Origin of the sequence: Pseudomonas sp. NFX98 (assembly GCF_047784845.1) — a bacterium.
GTDB lineage: Bacteria > Pseudomonadota > Gammaproteobacteria > Pseudomonadales > Pseudomonadaceae > Aquipseudomonas.
The window spans coordinates 199,904-221,076 of the sequence record NZ_JBLNNF010000007.1; the positions used below are offsets into that span (position 1 = coordinate 199,904).

The window sequence follows — 21,173 nt, forward strand, 5'->3', positions numbered from 1 at the left end:
CGAACCGTTGAGCACATTAGGGGTGGCCAAATGCTGCTTCAGATGGGAACCTTTTAAAGCACGGAGACGTCCACTCCCCCGTAACGACCACTCGCCGGGGGCCTGAAACACCTGCAATTCGGCCTGACGAGGCTGTGCTCATGGCTCGAAAAGCCGTGCGCCGACCCCTGTAGGAGCGAGCCTGCTCGCGATGGACGCCAACGATAACGCTGGGTATCTGAAGGTACGCGTTGTCTGGAGGCTTTTCGCGAGCAGGCTCGCTCCTACAGTGGAACGCGCTCGGCATGAGCTGCTTATCGCGATCATTTTTTCGGCAGCCAGGAATGGCGTTGCCACACGAGAAAGTGTTCGCCGACTGAAAAAAGGAGTCCGCCTGTGGCTATCCACTATGGCAAAGGGCTGATAGGAGGCGCGCTGGTATTCGCCCTTCTGGCCCTGCTGATCCACTGGATCGGCATCAACACGATCGAACACTACCGCGACGATTTGTTGTTTTACCTGCAAGCTCATCTGATTCTCGTCCTCGCTTCCATGCTGGCCGCCCTTGTCGTGGGCATTCCTGCCGGCATCCTCCTCAGCCGCCCGAACATGCTCGGCCGCGCCGAACGCTTCATGCAGTTCTTCAATATCGGCAACACCGTTCCGCCGCTCGCCGTTCTGGCCATCGCCCTCGGCATCCTCGGCATCGGCAGTGGCCCGGCCATCTTCGCCCTGTTCCTCGCCTCGTTGCTGCCCATCGTGCGCAACACCTACGAAGGCCTGAAAAACGTTCAGGGCTCACTCAAGGAAGCCGCCGTCGGCATCGGCATGACTCCGCGCCAGGTGCTGTGGAAAGTCGAGCTGCCCAACGCCGTGCCGATCATCATCGGTGGCGTACGCGTGGCGTTGGCGATCAACGTCGGGACGGCGCCGCTGGCGTTCCTGATCGGCGCCAATAGTCTTGGCAGCCTGATCTTCCCCGGCATTGCCCTGAACAATCAGCCGCAACTGCTGCTCGGCGCCGCGTGCACCGCGCTGCTGGCCTTGTTGCTCGATGGCCTGGTGACACTCGCCAGCCGTCTCTGGCTCGAACGCGGCTTGCGCCCGTCTTAAGCCTCGGCAAAGGAATCGTCATGAAAACATCAAGCTTTTTACTAGGCTGCGTTCTGCTGTTCGCAGGATTTGCCCAAGCTGCGGAAAAACCCGTCATCCGCATCGGCGCCCGCGTGTTCACCGAGCAAACCCTGCTGGCGGAAATCACCTCGCAGTACCTGCGAACCAAGGGTTACGAGGTGCAAGTAACCGGCGGACTGGGCAGTAACCTGGCCCGCAGCGCCCATGAAAGTGGCCAGTTGGACATGCTCTGGGAATACACCGGCGTGTCGCTGGTGGCCTACAACCATGTCACTGAAAAACTCGACAGCGAACAGTCCTACGCCCGAGTGAAAGAACTCGACGGCAAAAAAGGACTGGTCTGGCTGACGCCATCGAAATTCAGCAACACCTACGCCCTCGCCCTGCCGAAAAACGTCGCAGATGAGTACCCGCAAATCAACACCATCAGCGAGCTGAACACAGTGCTGCGCAAGGAAGCCAAGACCAACAATCTGGTGGCGCTGGACACCGAATTCGCCAACCGCTCGGACGGCCTCGACGGCATGGTGCAGCTCTACGACATGAACCTGAGCCGCAAAAACATCCGCCAGATGGACGCAGGTCTGGTCTACACCGCGTTGCGCAACGGCCAGGTGTTTGCCGGTCTGGTCTACACCACCGACGGTCGCCTCAACGCCTTCAAGCTGAAACTGCTGGAAGACGACAAGCACTACTTCCCCGACTACACCGCCGCACCGGTGGTGCGTCAGGCCTACCTCGACGCGCATCCGCAACTGGCCGAACAACTCAAGCCGCTGGCCGAACTGTTCGATGACAACACCATGCGCGAGCTGAATGCGCGGGTCGACGTCGAGCACCAAAGCCCCTCAGCCGTTGCCGCCGATTTCCTGCGCCAGCACCCGATCAATTAAGGAGGAAAAGTCATGGAATTTTTGAACGCCTTTTCCCATCTCGACTGGCCATTGGTCTTACACCTGACGTGGCAACACATCACCCTGGTCGGCATCGCCGTGACCCTGGCGATTCTGGTCGGTGTGCCGCTGGGCATTTTGATGACGCGCTTCCCGACTCTCGCCGGGCCTTTGCAGGCTAGCGCCACGGTGCTGCTGACCGTACCGTCGATTGCCCTGTTCGGCCTGCTGCTGCCGTTCTATTCGAAATTCGGTCAGGGCCTCGGCCCGATGCCGGCGATCACCGCCGTGTTCCTCTATTCACTGCTGCCAATCATGCGCAACACCTACCTGGCCCTGACCAGCGTCGAACCGGGCATCCGCGAGGCCGCGCGCGGCATCGGCATGACCTTCGGCCAGCGCCTGCGCATGGTCGAACTGCCCATCGCCGTGCCGGTGATCCTCGCCGGCGTGCGCACCGCCGTGGTGATGAACATCGGCGTGATGACCATCGCCGCCACCATCGGCGCCGGAGGCCTGGGCGTACTCATCCTCGCTTCCATCAGCCGCAGCGACATGTCGATGCTGATCGTCGGCGCCGTACTGGTCAGCCTCCTGGCCATCTTCGCCGACCTGCTTCTGCAATGGCTGCAACGTTCGCTGACTCCAAAAGGACTCCTGAAATGATCGAACTTCAAAACCTCAGCAAGACCTTCCAAAGCAACGGCAAAGACGTGAAAGCCGTGGACTCGGTGAGCCTGACCGTCAACGAAGGCGAAATCTGCGTGTTCCTCGGGCCATCGGGTTGCGGCAAAAGCACCACGCTGAAAATGATCAACCGCCTGATCAAACCGACGTCAGGCAAGATCCTGATCAATGGCGAAGACACCACTGGCCTCGACGAAGTGACCCTGCGCCGCAACATCGGCTACGTGATCCAGCAGATTGGTTTGTTCCCCAACATGACCATCGAAGAGAACATCGTTGTCGTGCCGAAACTGCTCGGCTGGGACAAACAGAAATGCCACGACCGCGCACGCGAATTGATGAGCATGATCAAGCTTGAGCCCAAACAATATTTGCATCGATATCCGCGAGAACTGTCCGGTGGACAGCAACAGCGGATCGGCGTGATCCGCGCACTGGCCGCCGATGCGCCGCTGTTGTTGATGGACGAGCCGTTCGGCGCGGTCGACCCGATCAACCGCGAGATGATCCAGAACGAGTTCTTCGAAATGCAGCGGGCGCTGAACAAGACCGTGATCATGGTCAGCCACGACATCGACGAGGCAATCAAGCTCGGCGACAAGATTGCGATCTTCCGCGCCGGCAAACTATTGCAGATTGATCATCCGGACACATTGCTCGCCCACCCAGCGGATGACTTTGTCAGCAACTTCGTCGGTCAGGACAGCACCCTCAAGCGCCTGCTGCTGGTGAAAGCCGAAGACGCAGCGGATAACGCACCGTCCGTCAGCCCGGAAACACCGGTGGCCGAAGCGCTGGAATTGATGGACGAGCATGACCGCCGCTACGTGGTGGTGACCTGCACCGAGAACAAAGCCCTGGGCTACGTAAGACGTCGCGACCTGCACCGTCAGACCGGCACCTGCGGCCAGTACCTGCGCGAGTTCAATGCCACCGCAGCGTATGACGAGCATTTGCGCATCCTGCTGTCGCGGATGTACGAGTTCAATCGCGCGTGGCTGCCGGTGTTGGATGCCGAGCGAGTATTTCTGGGTGAGGTGACGCAGGAGTCGATTGCGGCTTACTTGAGCTCAGGCCGTTCGCGAGGGATGAAGACCAACATCGTGTCGCCAGCCGAGGCGGTGGTCGCCTGACACCTCAAATCACCCGGTAAAATTGCAAAACCTGTAGGAGTGAGCCTGCTCGCGATAGCGCAATGTCAGTCGAAGAGGATATTGGCTGTGAAATTGTCATCGCGAGCAGGCTCACTCCTACAGGAACCGTACGTTTTTTGAGTGTTCGGCAGGCCGGAAAAAAATATCAACAGTGCCGCCGACAAAAGCTCTCCAAAATCACTCCCTGAATTAGCCAAATCTCCTCTCAGATCGTCTTCTCGCACTCAACGTCGCCGAAGTTGACGCCATCATACTTACTAGCGACTTGACGCACAAAAGCCGCGAACGTGCAGGTATTTTTAACACTTCGCAATTCGTCGGGAACATCCGACTGTCATCTGAGTCGGTTACAACGAGTGATGAACATAACGCACGTCAGAAGCGTGCAAAAACGCGACATTTTTTGTTGATCTCAAGCCCCTCACGCCCTAAAGTTCGCGCCGAACGTCCATGCTGGAAACGATCCATCCGGCTCAAGTACTGACGACGAGACAGCAAGGCCAAGGGAAAGCTGCACTTCCCATGGCCTTTTTGCTTTCGGCGACATGCCTTGGGAAGTAGGCGAACCAAAGTGGGGATACGGAGGACGTTCATTTGCACCCATTGATAATTTTAGTTTGCCAGTAGGAGTTCCCAGCATGTCGATCAACGTCGAAGACTATTTCGCGCGCGCCACTTTTGACAAAATGAAGGCGTTCGCCGACAAGCAAGAAACCCCGTTCGTGGTGATCGACACCGCGATGATCAGCCAGGCCTACGATGACCTGCGCGCCGGTTTCGAATTCGCCAAGGTTTATTACGCGGTCAAGGCCAACCCTGCCGTCGAGATCATCGACCTGTTGAAAGACAAGGGTTCGAGCTTCGACATCGCCTCGATCTACGAGCTGGACAAGGTCATGGACCGCGGCGTCAGCGCCGACCGAATCAGTTACGGCAACACTATCAAGAAATCCAAGGACATCCGTTACTTCTACGAGAAGGGCGTGCGCCTGTTCTCCACCGACTCCGAAGCCGACCTGCGCAACATCGCCAAGGCCGCTCCGGGCTCGAAAGTCTACGTGCGCATCCTGACCGAAGGCTCGACCACTGCCGACTGGCCTTTGTCGCGCAAATTCGGCTGCCAGACCGACATGGCCATGGACCTGCTGATCCTCGCCCGTGACCTGGGCCTGGTGCCTTACGGCATCTCGTTCCACGTTGGCTCGCAGCAGCGCGACATCAGCGTCTGGGACGCGGCAATCGCCAAGGTCAAAGTGATCTTCGAACGCCTGAAAGAAGAAGACGGCATCCACCTGAAGCTGATCAACATGGGTGGTGGCTTCCCGGCCAACTACATCACCCGCACCAACAGCCTGGAAACCTATGCTGAAGAAATCATCCGTTTCCTCAAGGAAGACTTCGGTGACGACCTGCCGGAAATCATCCTGGAACCGGGCCGTTCGCTGATCGCCAACGCCGGTATTCTGGTTAGCGAAGTGGTACTGGTCGCGCGTAAATCCCGCACCGCCGTTGAGCGTTGGGTGTACACGGATGTGGGCAAGTTCTCCGGCCTGATCGAAACCATGGACGAAGCCATCAAGTTCCCGATCTGGACCGAGAAAAAAGGCGAGATGGAAGAAGTCGTGATCGCCGGCCCAACCTGCGACAGCGCCGACATCATGTACGAAAACTACAAGTACGGCCTGCCGCTGAACCTGGCCATCGGTGATCGCCTGTACTGGCTGTCGACCGGCGCATACACCACCAGCTACAGCGCTGTAGAATTCAATGGCTTCCCGCCGCTGAAGTCGTTCTACGTGTAAGCGTTATTCGCTGAATGCAAAAAGCCCATGACTTGTCATGGGCTTTTTTGTGCCTGCTTATTCGTCCTTGTAGGAGCTGCCGCAGGCTGCGATCTTTTGATTTTGATTTCAGAAGCAAGATCAAAAGATCGCAGCCTGCGGCAGCTCCTACAGTTCAGCGCATCGTTTGGCGTAGTCGCCTGCCATCGCCTGAATACGTGGATCAGTTGCGCCCATAAGAGCCTGACTCGCCACCCGCAAGAAATTCAGATTGCCACCGGCCAGCGCCTTATGCAGCCAGCCCAATGCATCATCAATATTACCTTCGTCAGTCAGCACTGCCGCATAGCTGAACTGCCCACGAAAATCCCCGCCCTCGGCCGAACGCCGATACCAGTCACGGGCCGCCGCCCGATCAGCCGGACAGACTCGCCCTTCTTCCAGATATCGACCCAACAGATTCATTGATTTCGCATGGCCGAGTTCCGCAGCTCGGCGATACAAACTCAACGCCTGCAACAGATCCTCAACCACCCCGCGCCTGGTCGCCAGCAGGTTGGCGTAGTTGTACATCGCCCAATCCAGCCCGGCTTCGGCGGCGGTCCGATAGTGCCGCGCTGCAACTGTCGCATCGGCAATACAACCCCAGCCATGCTCATGACAACGGCCGAGCATGTTGCGCGCCATCAGGTGGCCTTGCCGGGCAGCAATGTCGAACCAGCGCAGCGCCAGCGTTTGATCCTGCGCGATCCCAAGCCCGTCCAGCAGAATCTGCCCAAGCAACGCCTGCGCCTCTGTTTCACCTTCACGGGCGGCGATCAGGATGGCCTGTGCTGCGCGGGCCGGACTTTCGTCGAGCATCGAGCGCAGGCGTTCGCCGTCGAGCACTTCCTCGCGGCGCAAGCGAAAGTCCGCCACTTACACCTCGACCCAACGGCGCAACAGGTTGTGATAGGTGCCGGTCAGGCGGATCAGCGACGGGTGATCGGGGACATCCTGCGTGAGTTGGCGGATCGCGCCGTCCATTTCAAACAGCAGGGCACGCTGGCTGTCTTCGCGCACCAGGCTTTGCGTCCAGAAGAAGGAGGCGTAACGCGTGCCACGGGTCACCGCGTTGACCTTGTGCAAGCTGGTGCCGGGATACAGCACCATATCGCCGGCAGGCAATTTCACGCGCTGGGTGCCAAAGGTGTCCTGGATTTCCAGTTCGCCGCCGTCGTAGTCCTCGGGCTCGCTGAAGAACAGCGTGGCCGACAGGTCGGTGCGCACCCGTTCGACGCTGCCCTTGGGCTGACGCACGGCGTTGTCGATGTGGAAGTCGAAACTGCCGCCGGCCGTGTAACAGTTCAGTAACGGAGGGAAGACTTTGTGCGGTAACGCCGCTGACATGAACTGCGGATTTTTCCACAACCGCTCCAGCATGGCCGCGCCGATTTCCTTGGCCAGCGGATGACCTTCCGGCAACTGCAAATTGTGCTTGGCCTTGGCCGACTGATAACCGGCCGTGATCTTGCCATCGGCCCAATCAGCTTGCTCCAGAGCCTCGCGAATGCGCCGCACTTCTTCTTTGTCGAACAAGCCGGGAATGTGCAGCAGCATGGGAAGGACGCCTGAGAACCAAGGGGTGCCAATGGTATTGATTCTTATTGCCCATGTAAAATCCGCTAGACGAACGAAACAGCAAAAACCGTAAGGCTAAATTGTAAAGAATGTAAATTAAGTGCGAATAGTAATGTTTCGCAATTGATACGAATACGTGTTTACCCTATATTCCGCGGCCTCAAATCCTTGGGGAGGGGAATCCGAAATGTCACGTCAGCAACCACAACTACCGGTCAGTTCACCACGTTTGCTCGCTTCTGCAATCGGCGTTGCAATCACTGCCGGCTCTGCGGGCCACATGGTATTCGCGACGGAAAAAACCGACGAAAAAGCGCCGAGCAATACCATTTCGCTGGGTGCCACCGCCATCACCGGCGAAGCCCAGGACGAGACCTCCTACAACGTCGAGAAAGCCTCCTCGCCCAAGTACACCGCACCGCTGGTCGACACCCCGCGTTCGATCACGGTCATCCCGCAACAAGTCCTCAAAGACACCGGCGCCCTGAACATGCAGGATGCGCTGCGCACTGTTCCAGGCATCACCTTCGGTGCCGGTGAAGGCGGCAACCCGCAGGGCGACCGCCCGTTCATTCGCGGCTTCGATGCTCAGGGCGACACCTACCTCGATGGCGTGCGCGACACCGGTTCGCAGAGCCGCGAGATCTTCGCCGTTGAATCGATCGAAGTCAGCAAAGGCCCGAACTCGGCCATCGGCGGCCGTGGTGCGGCCGGCGGCAGCATCAACCTGGTGAGCAAGAAAGCCCACCTGGGCAACTCGTTCGACGGTGGCTACACCTGGGGCTCCGACCAGACCCAGCGTTACACCATGGACGGCAACTACCAGTTCTCCGACACCGTCGCCGGCCGTCTGAACCTGATGAGCCACGAAAGCAACGTCGCCGGCCGCGACAGCGTCGATTACGACCGTTGGGGCGTCGCACCGTCGCTGGCCTTTGGCCTGGGCACCGACACCCGCGTCAACCTCGACTACTACCATCTGGAAAGCAACGACACCCCGGACTCGGGCATTCCTTACTCGATCCCGACCGCTGGCTCCGCTGCCCGTACAAAGTCCAACCCGGACAAGCCTCAGGACGGCGGCGACAGCAGCAACTTCTATGGTCTCGATGGCCGCGACTTCCGCAAGGGCCGCACCGATACCGCGACCATCGCCATCGAGCACGATCTGAGCGATGCGCTGACCGTCAAGAACACCCTGCGCCACGGCAACAGCATGCAGGACTACATCCTGACCCAGCCGGATGACAGCAAGGGCAACGTCAATAACGGCAGCGTCTGGCGCCGGGCCAACACCCGCGTCAGCAACACCGAGACCACGACTAACCAGACCGACCTGTTCGGTGATGTCTACATCGCCGGCTTCAAGAACAGCTTCGCCACCGGTGTCGAGTTGAGCCGCGAAGAAAGCCAAAAATCTTCGTACAACGTCAACACCGACACCACCCCGGGCTCGCCAGGCAACGCCAGCACCAACTGCAGCCCGGCATTGATCGGCGCACCAAGCGGCTACAACTGCACGTCGTTGTCCAACCCGACCCCGAGCGATCCGTGGAACGGTGCCATCTCGCGTAACTACGCCGGCACCGACACCACCGGCAAAACCTACGCGCTCTACGTGTTCGACACCCTGACGTTGTCCGAGCAGTGGCTGGTGAACATGGGCCTGCGTTACGACCATTTCGACACCGACTACAAAACCTACAACGCTGCCGGCACCACTACCTCCAAGGGCGATGATGTCAGCGAGTTCGTGACCGGTCAGTTCGGCGTGGTCTACAAGCCGGCGGAAAACGGCAGCATCTATGCGTCCTACGCCACGTCCGCCACACCACCGGGCGCTACCCTCGGCGAAGGCCAGGACGGCAACCCGCTGGGCGGCACCCCAGATCGCAACGGCAACTTGCTGAGCAGCGACATGGAGCCGGAAACCACCAAGAACTACGAAATCGGCACCAAGTGGGATCTTCTGAACAATCGCCTGTCGCTGACCGCCGATATCTTCCGCACCGAGAAAGAAAACGCTCGTGTGCAAACCAACACCACCACCTATGAAAACGTCGGTAAAACCCGCGTTCAAGGTTTCGAACTGTCGGCCACCGGCAAGCTCACCGACAAATGGCAGGTGTTCGCGGGTTACGCCTACATGGACAGCGAGCAAGTGGATGGCGGCGACTTGCCGGCAAACAAGGCCAACAATGGCAACGAACTGCCGAACACACCGAAGAACAGCGCCAGCCTGTGGACGACTTACCAGGTCACGCCGAAGCTGACCATCGGCGGCGGCGCGTTCTATGTCGACGACGTGTTCGGTAGCGCAGCCAACACCACCATGGTTGATTCCTACGTTCGCTACGATGCAATGGCCGCCTACAAGCTGACCAAGAACATCGACCTGCAACTGAACGTGCAGAACCTGACCGACGAAACCTACTACGACAAGGCGTTCTCGACTCACTTCGCCAACCAGGCGGCGGGCCGAACTGCTTTGCTGAGCACCAACTTCCACTTCTAATGGAAGTGTGAAGGCCAGGCCCTGTAGGAGCTGCCGCAGGCTGCGATCTTTTGATCTTCGGCGATTCAAATGCCATCAAAAATCAAGATCAAAAGATCGCAGCCTGCGGCAGCTCCTACATTAGTTCTGGCTAAGCCCCGTTCATCCAGGTGAGCGGGGCTTTTGTGTGTAAAAAAGAATGTTTCTCGACAACCCACGGCATCATAATGCGCGCCGTGATGATTATTTTTGAACGAACAAGGCGAGCGACGTGTTGAAGAAAACCCTGTTCCAGTTGCACTGGTTTTTTGGCATCAGCGCCGGACTGGTCCTGGCCCTGATGGGCATCACCGGGGCGATGGTGTCGTTTCAGGATGAGATCCTGTACACGTTGAATCCTTCCGTGTTGCAGGTGCAAAAACAGGTCGCCGGTGTACTGCCGCCCGCCGAACTGGTGGAAAAAATCGAAGCTGCCACGAGCCTGAAAGTCTCGATGCTCTCGGTGGACATCGACAGCGACATCGCCGCACGCGCCTTCTTCACTCCGCCTGCGGGTGAGCGTCGCGGCCCGATGCGCTTTTTCGACCCGTACACCGGCGAGCTGCTGGGCGACGCCAGCGGCCAGCAATTCTTCGGCCTGATGCTGCAACTGCATCGCTTCCTCGCCATGGGCGATACCGGTCGACAAATCACCGGCGCCTGCACCTTGATCCTGGTGTTTTTCTGCCTGTCCGGCCTCTACCTGCGCTGGCCGCGCCAGTGGAAAAACTGGCGCGCCTGGCTGACCCTCGACTGGAAGAAAAAAGGTCGCAGCTTCAACTGGGACCTGCACTCGGTTGCGGGCACCTGGTGCCTGGTGTTTTACCTCTTGTCGGCGTTGACCGGGTTGTACTGGTCCTACGAGTGGTACAGCAAGGGCCTGACCCAATTGCTCTCCGACTCGCCACAGAACGAACGCGTTCGCGCTCGCGGCCCTGCACCCAGTGGCCCGGCGCCGATCGCCGATTATTCAACGATGTGGAGCAGCATCTACAGCGCGGCAGGTCCTGGCCTGAGTTTCTACAACACCCGCATGCCACCGGTGGCTGGGCAACCGGCGACCGTTTTTTACCTGCTCAAAAATTCGCCCCACGACCGCGCGCTGAACCAGATCACCCTCGACCCGGTCACCGGCGTGATCAAGCGGCATGACCGCTACAGCGACAAGAGCTTCAAGGCGCAATTGCTGACCAGCATCTACGCGTTGCACACCGGCAGTTATTTTGGCATCGGCGGGCGGATCATCCTGACCATCACCGCGTTGACCATGCCGCTGTTCTTCATCACCGGATGGATGCTGTACCTGGATCGCCGACGCAAAAAACGCCAGATCAAGGACGCGCGCAAAGGCCTGGTTCAACCGGGCAGCGACGCCCCTGCATGGCTGATCGGCTTCGCCAGTCAGAGCGGCTTTGCCGAGCAACTGGCGTGGCAGACCGCCGGCCAATTGCAGGCTGCCGGCCTGCCGGTGAAAGTGCAGCCGCTGGCGAATGTCAGTGAGCAGGACCTGCGTGATTCAGACAACGCATTGTTCGTAGTCAGCACCTTCGGCGATGGCGAAGCGCCGGACAGCGCCCGTGGTTTTGAACGCAAGGTACTGGGCCGCAGCTTGAGCCTGGAAAGCCTGAACTATGCAGTACTCGGCCTCGGTGACCGCCAGTACCAACACTTCTGCGGTTTTGCCCGACGCCTGCACAACTGGCTCGGCGAACACGGCGGCAAGACCTTGTTCGCGCCGGTGGAAGTCGACAGCGGCGATCCTTACGCCCTGCGTCACTGGCAACAGCAACTCGGCCTGTTGACAGGCCAGGCGCCTGCCGATACATGGCAAGCGCCGAGCTACGACAACTGGACCCTGACCCGCCGCGAATTGCTCAACCCTGACAGCAGCGGTTCGCCGGTTTATCTGCTAGGCCTTACAGCGCCAACCACCAGCAGTTGGCTGGCCGGTGACCTGGTGGAAGTGCTGCCGCGCAACTGTCCGTGGGCGATCGAACATTTCCTCGATGGCCTCGGGATCGACGGTCGGGCCACGATTGAGCACGACGGTCTGACGCAACCGCTGGAGCAAGCCCTCGCCGGCCGCCAACTGCCGCAGAACCGCAGTCATCTGGTCGGCCTGCACGCACAAGCCCTGCTGGACGCCCTCGTGCCGTTGGCCATGCGCGAATACTCCATCGCCTCGATTGCCGCCGACGGCATTCTGGAATTGATCGTGCGCCAGGAGCTGCACCACGACGGCAGCTTGGGGGTTGGTTCCGGCTGGCTCACTGAACATGCGCCAGTGGGCGGCAACATCAGCCTGCGGGTGCGTCGTAACAGTGGTTTCCATCTGCCGAACGAACCGGTGCCGATGATCCTGCTCGGCAACGGCACCGGGCTGGCGGGGTTGCGCAGTTTGCTCAAGGCGCGGATTGCCGATGGTCAAACACATCAATGGCTGCTGTTCGGCGAGCGTAATCGCGAACACGATTACCTGTGCCGCGACGAGCTGGAAGAGTGGTTGATTTCCGGTGACTTGCAGCGTCTGGACCTGGCCTTCTCGCGGGATCAGGCTGAGAAGATCTACGTGCAGGATCGCCTGCGTGAATCGGCCGGCGAACTGAAAAAATGGCTGGCGGACGGTGCGGTGATCTATATCTGCGGCAGTTTGCAGGGTATGGCGTCCGGAGTTGATCAAGTGCTCAACGATGTATTGGGCACCGCCGAAGTGCAGCGCCTGATTGAACAGGGCCGCTATCGCCGCGACGTTTACTGATAACACCGCACCTCCCCTGTAGGAGCTGCCGAAGGCTGCGATCTTTTGATCTTGATCTAAAAAAATCAAAAGATCGCAGCCTTCGGCAGCTCCTACAGGGGCCGTCACACCGGCTGCAGTTTTTGCTCAAACACCGCCACCCCATCCAGATCCCGCAACACCACGCTCAATTCCCCGCTCTGCCCCTCGATATTCACTTCACCAAAAAACTGAAATCCGGCAAACGGTGACATGTTCTGCGCGGGCGGTGCTTTCTGGAACACCACTTCAGGGCCGAAGGTTTTATCCAGCGGATTCGGTCCATAGCTGCCGGCATTCAACGGTCCGGCGACGAACTCCCAAAACGGTTCGAAGTCCTGAAAGGCAGCGCGGTCCGGGTGGTAATGATGGGCCGCGCAGTAATGCACATCCGCCGTCAGCCAGACAAAATTGCGCACCTGTTGCGCCCGCAGGAAACCCAGCAATTCGGCGATTTCCAACTCGCGCCCCTGGGCCGGTCCCGGATCACCATTGGCCACCGTCTCCCAGCGCGCCACACCGGGGCTGACCTCGCCATCGGGCACGCCGAGGCCGATCGGCATGTCGGCGGCGATGACTTTCCATTGTGCGCTGGACGCTTTCAATGACGCCTTCAGCCAATCCAGCTGTTCACGTCCGAGGAAAGGTTTCGCGCCGCCGAGGTTGTCATCATTCGCTTCGCGATAGCTGCGCATATCGAGCACGAACACATCGAGCAACGGCCCGTAGCTGAGCTGGCGATAAATCCGCCCACCACCGTCAGCGATCTGCAATCGCATCGGCGCATATTCGAGCCAGGCCTGACGCGCGCGGTCCACCAGGCTGTGGATATCTTTGCTCTTGTAGCGCTCGTCCAGTTGCTTGCCCGGCGACCAGTTGTTCACCACTTCGTGGTCGTCCCACTGCCAAATCTGCGGCACTTCGGCGTTGAAGCGGCGGATGTTTTCGTCCATGAGGTTGTAGCGGTAATTGCCCCGGTAATCGTCGAGGGTTTCCGCGACTTTGCTCTTGGCTTCGGTGGTGATGTTGCGCCACACGCGGCCGCTTTCGGTGGTGAGCTGCGCAGGCACCGGGCCGTCGGCGTAGATGGTGTCGCCGCTGTGGATAAAGAAGTCCGGCAGGCGCAGGCGCATCGCTTCGTAGATGCGCATGCCGCCGATGTCCGGGTTGATGCCGAAGCCTTGGCCGACCGTGTCGCCGCTCCAGACGAAACGAATGTCGCGGCGGGTTTGCGGCACGCTTTGCAAGTGGCCGAACCACGGTTCGCTGGCGACGCCGCTTTGGGCGTCTTCAAATTGCACACGGTAGAAAATCGCCTGATCGGCGGGCAGCCCGGTCAGCTCGACCCGAGCGGTGAAGTCGGTACGGGCATCGGCCAGCGGCGAGACAAAACGTCGAGGGTTGGGAAACAGGCTGCGGGTGTCCCACTCCACCACCATCCGCGCCGGGCGGTCGCTGCGGCTCCAGATGATCGCCCGGTCACCGAGCAGGTCGCCGGACTGCACGCCGTCGGTGAGCTGTGGCCGATCCTTGACCGAAGCGATCACCGCCGGCGCCAGCCCCGGCAACAACAGCCCGGCGCCGACGGCTTGCATGAGACGGCGGCGACCGAGATTGAAATCGCTCATGGTGTTCTCCCTGAAAAAGGAAAAACTTAAGCACGCCTGGATGAATCGGTTGTGACAGAAAAGATCGCAGCCTCCGGCAGCTCCTACATCGGCCTTCTGTGAACCCAATCCTGTAGGAGCTGCCGCAGGCTGCGATCTTTTGATCTATGCCTTGGCCGGCTCCAGCGCCAACTCAACGGTTTCCGGCCGCTTCACCAACGCATACACCACCGCCGTCAGCAAACTCCCGGCAACAATCGCCAGTAAATACAGCAACGCATGGTTGATCGCATTCGGGATCATCAGCACAAACAACCCACCATGCGGCGCCATCAATTTGCAGCCGAAATACATCGACAACGCGCCAGTCAGCGCACCACCGGCAATGCTCGCCGGAATCACCCGCAACGGGTCTTTCGCCGCGAACGGAATAGCCCCTTCAGAGATGAAGCACAAGCCCAGCACCAGCGCCGCTTTACCTGCCTCGCGCTCAGTCTGGGCGAATTTGCGCCGGGCAATGAACGTGGCGATGCCGAGGCCAATCGGCGGCACCATACCGGCCGCCATGGTCGCGGCCATCGGCGCGTAACTCTGCGACGCCAGCAGCCCCACCGAGAATGCATAAGCGGCTTTGTTGATCGGTCCGCCGAGGTCGACGCACATCATGCCGCCCAGCAATACGCCGAGCAGAATCGCGTTGGTGGTGCCCATGCTGTCGAGGAAATGCGTGAGCCCGGCGAGCATCCCGGCCACCGGTTTGCCGACCACGTAAATCATCACCAGCCCAGTGAACAAACTCGCCAGCAACGGGATGATCAGAATCGGCTTCAGCGCTTCGAGGCTTTGCGGCAACCGCGCATAACGATTGATCGCCTGCGCCGCGTAACCGGCAATGAAACCGGCAATGATCCCGCCGATGAAACCGGCACCCAGGGTGCTCGCCAACAGACCACCGATCATCCCCGGCGCCAGGCCCGGGCGATCGGCAATCGAGTAGGCGATGTAGCCTGCCAGCAACGGCACCATCAGTTTGAACGCGGTGTCGCCGCCGATCTGCATCAGTGCGGCCGCCAGCGTGCCTTCTTCCTTGAACGCGGTGATGCCGAACACGAACGACAGGGCGATCATCAAACCGCCCGCCACCACCATCGGCAACATGAACGACACGCCGGTCAGCAAGTGTTTATAGACGCCGGTTTTCTCTTGTTTCGCCGGGCCCTTGGCGCCGGTCGATGCGCTTTCCTGCGTGCCTTCGGCGAGGGCTTTGTTCAGCGTCGCTTCGGCTTGCTTGAGCGCAATGCCGGTGCCGCAACGGTATATTTTCTTGCCGGCGAAGCGCTCGGTGGCGACTTCGATGTCCGCTGCCAGCAACACCACATCGGCATCGGCGATCGCCTCTGCGCTCAAAGGATTTCGCGCGCCCACCGAGCCTTGGGTTTCCACCTGCAAGTCATAGCCCAAACGCTTGGCTGCTTGCTGCAAGGCTTCGGCGGCCATGAAGGTGTGCGCCACGCCGGTCGGGCAAGCGGTGACAGCCACCAGGCGCGGGGCGTTTTTGGTGACGGCAACAGGTTCTACGATAGCTTCAGGCGCGAGATAAACCTGAGCCTCTTCGGCGCCACGGCGCAGCACTGCTTCGACATCTTGCAGGGCCTGGGCCGGCGTGCTCTGGAACACGCGTTTGCCGACGAATCGGGACATGTCCACCGGCGCGCTGGTCACCAGCAACACCCACTCGGCCGCTGAAAGGGTGGCCGCCGACAATTGTTTTTCCGGATGCACGACATCGGTGACTTCGACACTGGTGCTCCAGCCCTGACGCTGAGCCGCTGCGTCAAGCAAACGGGCGCACAGCACACTGGTGACCATGCCGTTCGGGCAGGCAGTAACAATGGCTAACTTCATGACCAACCCTCTTATTGTTCTGTCAGGGGACGCACGCGCACACCCTGTTCGAGCGACGCCAGCTGCGCCGCATCGCCAATGCCGAAACCGATCTGGGTAACCGCCAGCGCGGCAATCGCCGTGGCGGTGCGCAGCGTCTGCTCAGGCGTATCGGCGCTGAGCAATCCGTGGAGCATGCCCGCCAGCAACGAGTCGCCCGCGCCCACCGTACTGGCGACACTGACCTTGGGCGGCGTGGCATGCAGCGCAGAACCAACGCTGAACCAGTTCACACCCTCGGCACCGTGGGAGATCACCACATGCTCGATTCCCTGAGCGTGCAAACGGCTCGCCGCTTCAGCTTGCGCCAGCACCGAAACCACCTCGCAGCCCAGCACTTCCGCCAGCTCTTCGGTGTTGGGTTTGATCAACCACGGACCGGCCTTGAGCGCAGCTGCCAACGCTTCGCCGCTGGTGTCGAGAGCGACCTTCAAACCGAGATTTTTCAATCGCAGAATCAGCGCCTGCAACCACTGCGGACTGACGCCTTGCGGCAAGCTGCCGGCGACGACAACAGCGTCATGCGACGGCGCTATCTGGTCGAGCCGATCCAGCAATGCCTGCTGCGCCGCTGCGCTGACCTGCGGCCCCGGACCGTTGAGGTCGGTGATGCGCCCGTCGCTTTCCGCCAGCTTGATATTGCTGCGGGTCTCGCCGGGAACACGGATGAACGCATCGACAAAACCACGTTTGGCGAACAGGGTTTCGAACGCTTGCAGGTTGTCTTCGCCGAGGAAACCGCTGACCGTCAGCTGATGCCCGAGGTCCGCCAATACCTGCGCCACATTCACGCCTTTGCCGGCGGCATGGGTGTGCATGGTGTCGCTACGGTTGACCTGACCGGGCTCCAGGCGCGACAACTCGACAGTGAGGTCGAGCGCCGGGTTGAGGGTCAGGGTAAGAATCCGGGCCATTACAGCGCCTCCACTAATGCGCGCACTTCGTTGGCGCTGCCCACGGCCAGCGCCTGTTGGGCAAGAATTTGAGACTGGGCGAGGCTGAGTTCGCGAATCCGCGCCTTGACCTCGGCGATGCTGCGACCACCGACACTGAGCTCATCCACACCTAACCCAACCAGCACCGGAACCGCCAGCGGATCGGCCGCCAGTTCACCGCAGACGCCAACCCATTTGCCGTTGGCATGGGCCGCGCGCACGGTGATGTCGATCAGTTGCAGCACCGCCGGGTGCAAGCCATCGGCCTGAGCAGAAAGCGTTGGATGACCACGGTCGATGGCCAGCGTGTATTGCGTCAGGTCGTTGGTGCCGACGCTGAAAAAGTCGACTTCCTTGGCCAGCACCGGCGCCAGCAATGCCGCCGACGGCACTTCGATCATGATCCCCAGTTGCAGATCCGCGACCGGGATTTCCAGACGCAAGCGTTCGGTCATGTCTCGCGCCTGTCGCCACTCATCGACGCTGCCAACCATGGGAAACATGATCCGCAGCGGACGGTTCTCGGCAGCGCGCAACAAGGCGCGCAACTGCGCTTCCATGATCTGCGGCCGTTGCAGGGTCAGGCGAATACCGCGCACGCCGAGGAACGGGTTTTCTTCCTTGGCAATCGGCCAATACGGCAGTGGTTTATCGCCGCCGACATCGAGGGTGCGCACCACCAGCGGTCGCCCGGCGAGGCCATCGAGGACGCGGCGATACTCGGCTTCCTGAGTCGCCTCGTCCGGCGCTTGCGGGTGGGCCATGAAAATCAGTTCAGTGCGCAACAGGCCAATGCCTTCGGCGCCCTGCTCCACCGCTGCGTGAACACCGGCGCTCTCACCGATGTTGGCGAACACTTCAACCGCATGACCATCGGTGGTCAGCGCCGGTTGATGGCGCTGTTCGGCGGCAGCCTTCAAACGTTGTTCGCGGGTATCGCGCTCTTCGGTGGCGCGCTGCAAGGTCGCCGTGTCGGCGTCCACATGCAAGCGACCGCGCTGACCATCAATCAACAACGGCGTGCCCGGCGCCAACAGCAACACCGCAGGCCCAGCGCCGACCAACGCCGGAATGCCGAGGGCACGGGCGACGATGGCGCTGTGGGCCGTGGCGCCGCCACGGGCGGTGAGAATGCCGGCCACGCGAGTCGGGTCAAGACGCGCCACATCCGACGGGCCGACTTCATCCATCACCAGAATGTACGGCTGATCCGGTTCGCTCGGGGTTTCGATTCCACAGAGTTGCGCCAGCACCCGTCGGCCGATATCACGTAAATCGGCGGCGCGTTCGGCGAGCAACGCGTCCTGCAATGATTCCTGCTGCTTGGCCGCCGCTTCGATCACCGACATCCACGCCGCTTCGGCGCTTTCACCCTGCTTGAGCCGAGTGTCGACTTCATCGGTCAATTCCGGGTCGTCGAGCATTTCCTGATGGGTGATGAAAATCTCGCGAATGGCCCTGGCCTTGCTGCGCTCTATCAAGCCTTGTATGTCGTTGCGCACCGATGCCAGCGCTTGCTTGAGGCGCTCGCGTTCAATCGCAGCGGACTCACCGCGCAGCGGGTATTCGATGGTTTGCAGGACTTGAATGTGCGCCGGGCCGATGGCGATTCCCGGTGCGGCAGCGATCGCTTGTACAAGACTGCCGGACGCCGGCGCCAACAGCACTTCAGCTATCTCGACGACTTCTTCACGCGGCAGACTCACCGGTGGCAGCGGCTCGACTTCTTCGCCCAGGCCTTCTTCGATAGCGGCCAACAGCACCGGCAAGGCGTCGGCGGCGATGCTTGGCTCGGCGATGATTTCCAGCACCTGACCGCGACGGGCACCGAGGCTGAGCAGTTTGCTCAAGCTCTTCACCGATACGGCGCTGTCCTGGCCATCGACGATGCGAATGCGGATCTCGCCTTCAAAACTTTTTGCCAGTTGCGCGAGGATTTTCGCCGGGCGCGCATGCAAACCGTGGGCGTTGGCCAGTGCAATGCGTGCGCTTGGCCAATCGGTTGGCAACTCACCGCCGAGCACTTCCAGCACTGCGCGACAACTGGTGGCGCGACCCAATTCATGACCGCGACCTTCGATCAGCAGCGCGCACAAGCGTTCGAGCAAGGCTTGATGGGCCTCGCCGAGGCTGGCCAGACAGAACAGTCCGTTCAGCGGCTGACCGAGATAGCGCAATGGTCTGTCCGGAGTGACGAAGGCCAGCCCCGGGCGCTTGACCGTTTGCTCGCTGTGCAGCCACCACAGGCCATCGCCCAGCGGCAACGCTTCGACCTGCTGCAACACGGCGGAGAAACCGTTGCTCACGCAGTCGGCGTGACGCAGCAATCGCGCGCCACGCCAGACCAGTTCTTCGAAATCTTCGGCGGCCACGCCCAAACCGATCATCTGCGCATCCAGCGCCAACTCTTGCGGCGCGCCTTGCAACAGTTTGAGCAAGGCTTCGGCCGTGCTGGCGCGACGCAACGCCTGGCCCAGATCGGTTTCGCCGAGGGCGCGAGTCAGCAGTTGCAGCAAGCGCAGGTGTTCATCGGATTTGGCCGCGATACCAATCGCCAGGTAGACGATCTGCCCGTCGCCCCAATCCACGCCTTCTGGAAACTGCATCAGGCGCACGCCGGTGGAAAACACCTGGTCGCGGGTTTCTGGCGTACCGTGGGGAATGGCAATACCTTGACCGAGAAAGGTCGAGCCCTGGGCTTCGCGCGCCTGCAAGCCGGCGAGGTAGCCCTCGGCGACCAGGCCGTCGACAACCAGATGCCGGGCCAGCAATTGCAACGCTGCGGACTTATCCATAGCCGACTGGCCCATGGATATCTGCTCTACAGTGAGCTCGAGCATGCCTTACTCCTTTTTGGCGCCTGTGGGCGCCAGGTATTGTTTTGAATGATTCAGCTTACGCGCTTGTCGCAGGACAATATTTGGCGGTTTCACGGCAGAACCGGCCAAAAGCGCTGATAACGTAGAAAATACGCTTGCTGAAACGTTTAATCTAGAATGATTGGCACGTTACTCGATAATCTCTCAGTCTTGAAGCCCAATTGTCGGATGCGTGGCGACGATGGTCGACTGCCTGAATCGGGTAGGATTGACGAAAATGTCGGGCATGCTCGAAAAAACAAGGAACTCGCGGGTTGAAACTCAGTGATATCGCCCAGTTGGCCGGTGTGTCCGTTACCACCGCCAGCTACGTCATCAACGGCAAGGCCGAACAACAACGCATCAGCAGCGCGACCGTCGAGCGCGTGCGCGCGGTGGTCGAACAACACGGCTTCACGCCGAACCCCCAGGCCGCCGGGCTGCGCAGTCGCCACACCCGCACCCTGGGTTTCATTTTGCCGGACCTGGAAAACCCCAGTTACGCGCGAATCGCCAAGTTGCTGGAGCAAGGCGCTCGGGCGCGCGGCTATCAGTTGCTGATCGCCAGTTCCGACGATGCGCCGGACAGCGAACGGCAATTGCTCAAACTGTTCCGCGCCCGGCGTTGTGATGCGCTGATCGTCGCCAGTTGCCTGCCGACGGGCGACGACAGCTATCGGCAATTGCAGGCCAAAGGCATTCCGATCATCGCCATCGACCGGGTCATGGAACCGGAACATTTCTGCTCGGTGATCAGCGACGATCGCGAAGCCAGCCTTCAACTGACTCGCAGTCTGCTCGATCCTTTGCCCAAGCAGATCGCCTTGATCGGCGCGCGTCCTGAACTGAGCATCAGTCAGGAACGGGCCGCCGGTTTCAAAGAGGCGCTGACCGGGTTCAATGGCGAAGTGCTGATCGAACACGGCGAATCCTTCAGCCGTGAATGCGGCAAACAGTTGATGGAAGAGTTACTGCAACGCGTAGGGCATTTGCCCGAAGCGCTCGTGACAACTTCCTACGTGTTGCTGCAAGGCGTGTTCGATGCCTTGCATGACTTCCCGCTCAAGACTCGCCCACTGCGCCTCGGCACATTCGGTGATACGCAATTGCTGGACTTCCTGCCATTGCCGGTCAACGCCATGGCCCAGCAGCATCAATTGATCGCCGACAAAGCGCTGGAGCTGGCTCTGGCGGCCATCGAGCAATCCGATTACCAACCCGGCGTACAGGCCATCGCGCGTACGTTCAAGCAGCGGATTCGTCAGGACTGAG

Annotated in this window: 14 protein-coding genes; 8 read left to right on the forward strand and 6 right to left on the reverse strand. The window is 60.3% G+C overall.

Translation table 11 applies throughout. The features are described from left to right. The first annotated feature begins 375 nt into the window (after positions 1-375). The 5 genes from ACM110_RS11630 to ACM110_RS11650 all read left to right on the forward strand — a co-directional run bounded on the left by ACM110_RS11630 (position 376) and on the right by ACM110_RS11650 (position 5,649). Positions 376-1,092, forward strand: coding sequence for an ABC transporter permease (locus ACM110_RS11630; protein WP_416127874.1), 717 nt, complete (start codon positions 376-378; stop codon positions 1,090-1,092). Between the two features lie 20 nt (positions 1,093-1,112). Continuing rightward, positions 1,113-2,006, forward strand: coding sequence for a glycine betaine ABC transporter substrate-binding protein (locus tag ACM110_RS11635; RefSeq protein ID WP_416127875.1), 894 nt, complete (start codon positions 1,113-1,115; stop codon positions 2,004-2,006). 12 nt (positions 2,007-2,018) lie between these two features. Beyond that, on the forward strand, positions 2,019-2,672 hold the full coding sequence (locus tag ACM110_RS11640) for an ABC transporter permease (protein WP_416127876.1): 654 nt from the start codon (positions 2,019-2,021) through the stop codon (positions 2,670-2,672). Continuing rightward, positions 2,669-3,826, forward strand: a complete 1,158-nt coding sequence (locus ACM110_RS11645) for a betaine/proline/choline family ABC transporter ATP-binding protein (RefSeq protein WP_416127877.1) — start codon at positions 2,669-2,671, stop codon at positions 3,824-3,826. The genes ACM110_RS11640 and ACM110_RS11645 overlap by 4 nt, the downstream gene beginning before the upstream one ends. Positions 3,827-4,485: 659 nt before the next feature. Then, entirely contained in the window at positions 4,486-5,649 is a 1,164-nt protein-coding gene (locus ACM110_RS11650) for a type III PLP-dependent enzyme (RefSeq protein ID WP_014716890.1), read from the forward strand. A gap of 147 nt (positions 5,650-5,796) precedes the next feature. Here ACM110_RS11650 and ACM110_RS11655 read toward each other — a convergent pair whose 3' ends face one another. Next, entirely contained in the window at positions 5,797-6,489 is a 693-nt protein-coding gene (locus tag ACM110_RS11655; protein ID WP_416127933.1) for a tetratricopeptide repeat protein, read from the reverse strand. Between the two features lie 57 nt (positions 6,490-6,546). Then, positions 6,547-7,227 (reverse strand): Fe2+-dependent dioxygenase, encoded by a 681-nt coding sequence (locus tag ACM110_RS11660; RefSeq protein WP_416127878.1) that lies wholly within the window; start codon positions 7,225-7,227, stop codon positions 6,547-6,549. 208 nt (positions 7,228-7,435) lie between these two features. On the opposite strand from ACM110_RS11660, the gene ACM110_RS11665 reads away from it, so the two are divergent. Together ACM110_RS11665 and ACM110_RS11670 are read left to right on the forward strand one after the other, a co-directional pair. Next, positions 7,436-9,763 (forward strand): TonB-dependent receptor, encoded by a 2,328-nt coding sequence (locus tag ACM110_RS11665; protein WP_416127879.1) that lies wholly within the window; start codon positions 7,436-7,438, stop codon positions 9,761-9,763. A 250-nt stretch (positions 9,764-10,013) separates the two neighbouring features. Next, positions 10,014-12,539 (forward strand): PepSY domain-containing protein, encoded by a 2,526-nt coding sequence (locus ACM110_RS11670; RefSeq protein ID WP_416127880.1) that lies wholly within the window; start codon positions 10,014-10,016, stop codon positions 12,537-12,539. Positions 12,540-12,643: 104 nt separating this feature from the next. Here ACM110_RS11670 and ACM110_RS11675 read toward each other — a convergent pair whose 3' ends face one another. The 4 genes from ACM110_RS11675 to ptsP all read right to left on the reverse strand — a co-directional run bounded on the left by ACM110_RS11675 (position 12,644) and on the right by ptsP (position 19,883). Beyond that, positions 12,644-14,185: an alkaline phosphatase D family protein gene (locus ACM110_RS11675; RefSeq protein ID WP_416127881.1), complete on the reverse strand. Its 1,542-nt coding sequence runs from the start codon at positions 14,183-14,185 to the stop codon at positions 12,644-12,646. A 144-nt stretch (positions 14,186-14,329) separates the two neighbouring features. Continuing rightward, positions 14,330-16,069 (reverse strand): PTS fructose-like transporter subunit IIB, encoded by a 1,740-nt coding sequence (locus ACM110_RS11680; protein ID WP_416127882.1) that lies wholly within the window; start codon positions 16,067-16,069, stop codon positions 14,330-14,332. An 11-nt stretch (positions 16,070-16,080) separates the two neighbouring features. Next, complete coding sequence (gene pfkB / locus ACM110_RS11685; protein ID WP_416127883.1) at positions 16,081-17,022, reverse strand: 1-phosphofructokinase; 942 nt, start codon at positions 17,020-17,022, stop codon at positions 16,081-16,083. After that, positions 17,022-19,883 (reverse strand): phosphoenolpyruvate--protein phosphotransferase, encoded by a 2,862-nt coding sequence (ptsP, locus tag ACM110_RS11690; protein ID WP_416127884.1) that lies wholly within the window; start codon positions 19,881-19,883, stop codon positions 17,022-17,024. The genes pfkB and ptsP overlap by 1 nt, the downstream gene beginning before the upstream one ends. A gap of 293 nt (positions 19,884-20,176) precedes the next feature. Here ptsP and cra point away from each other — a divergent pair, with 293 nt between their 5' ends. Beyond that, positions 20,177-21,172, forward strand: a complete 996-nt coding sequence (cra, locus tag ACM110_RS11695; protein ID WP_416127885.1) for a catabolite repressor/activator — start codon at positions 20,177-20,179, stop codon at positions 21,170-21,172. The last annotated feature ends 1 nt before the right edge of the window (position 21,173 follow it).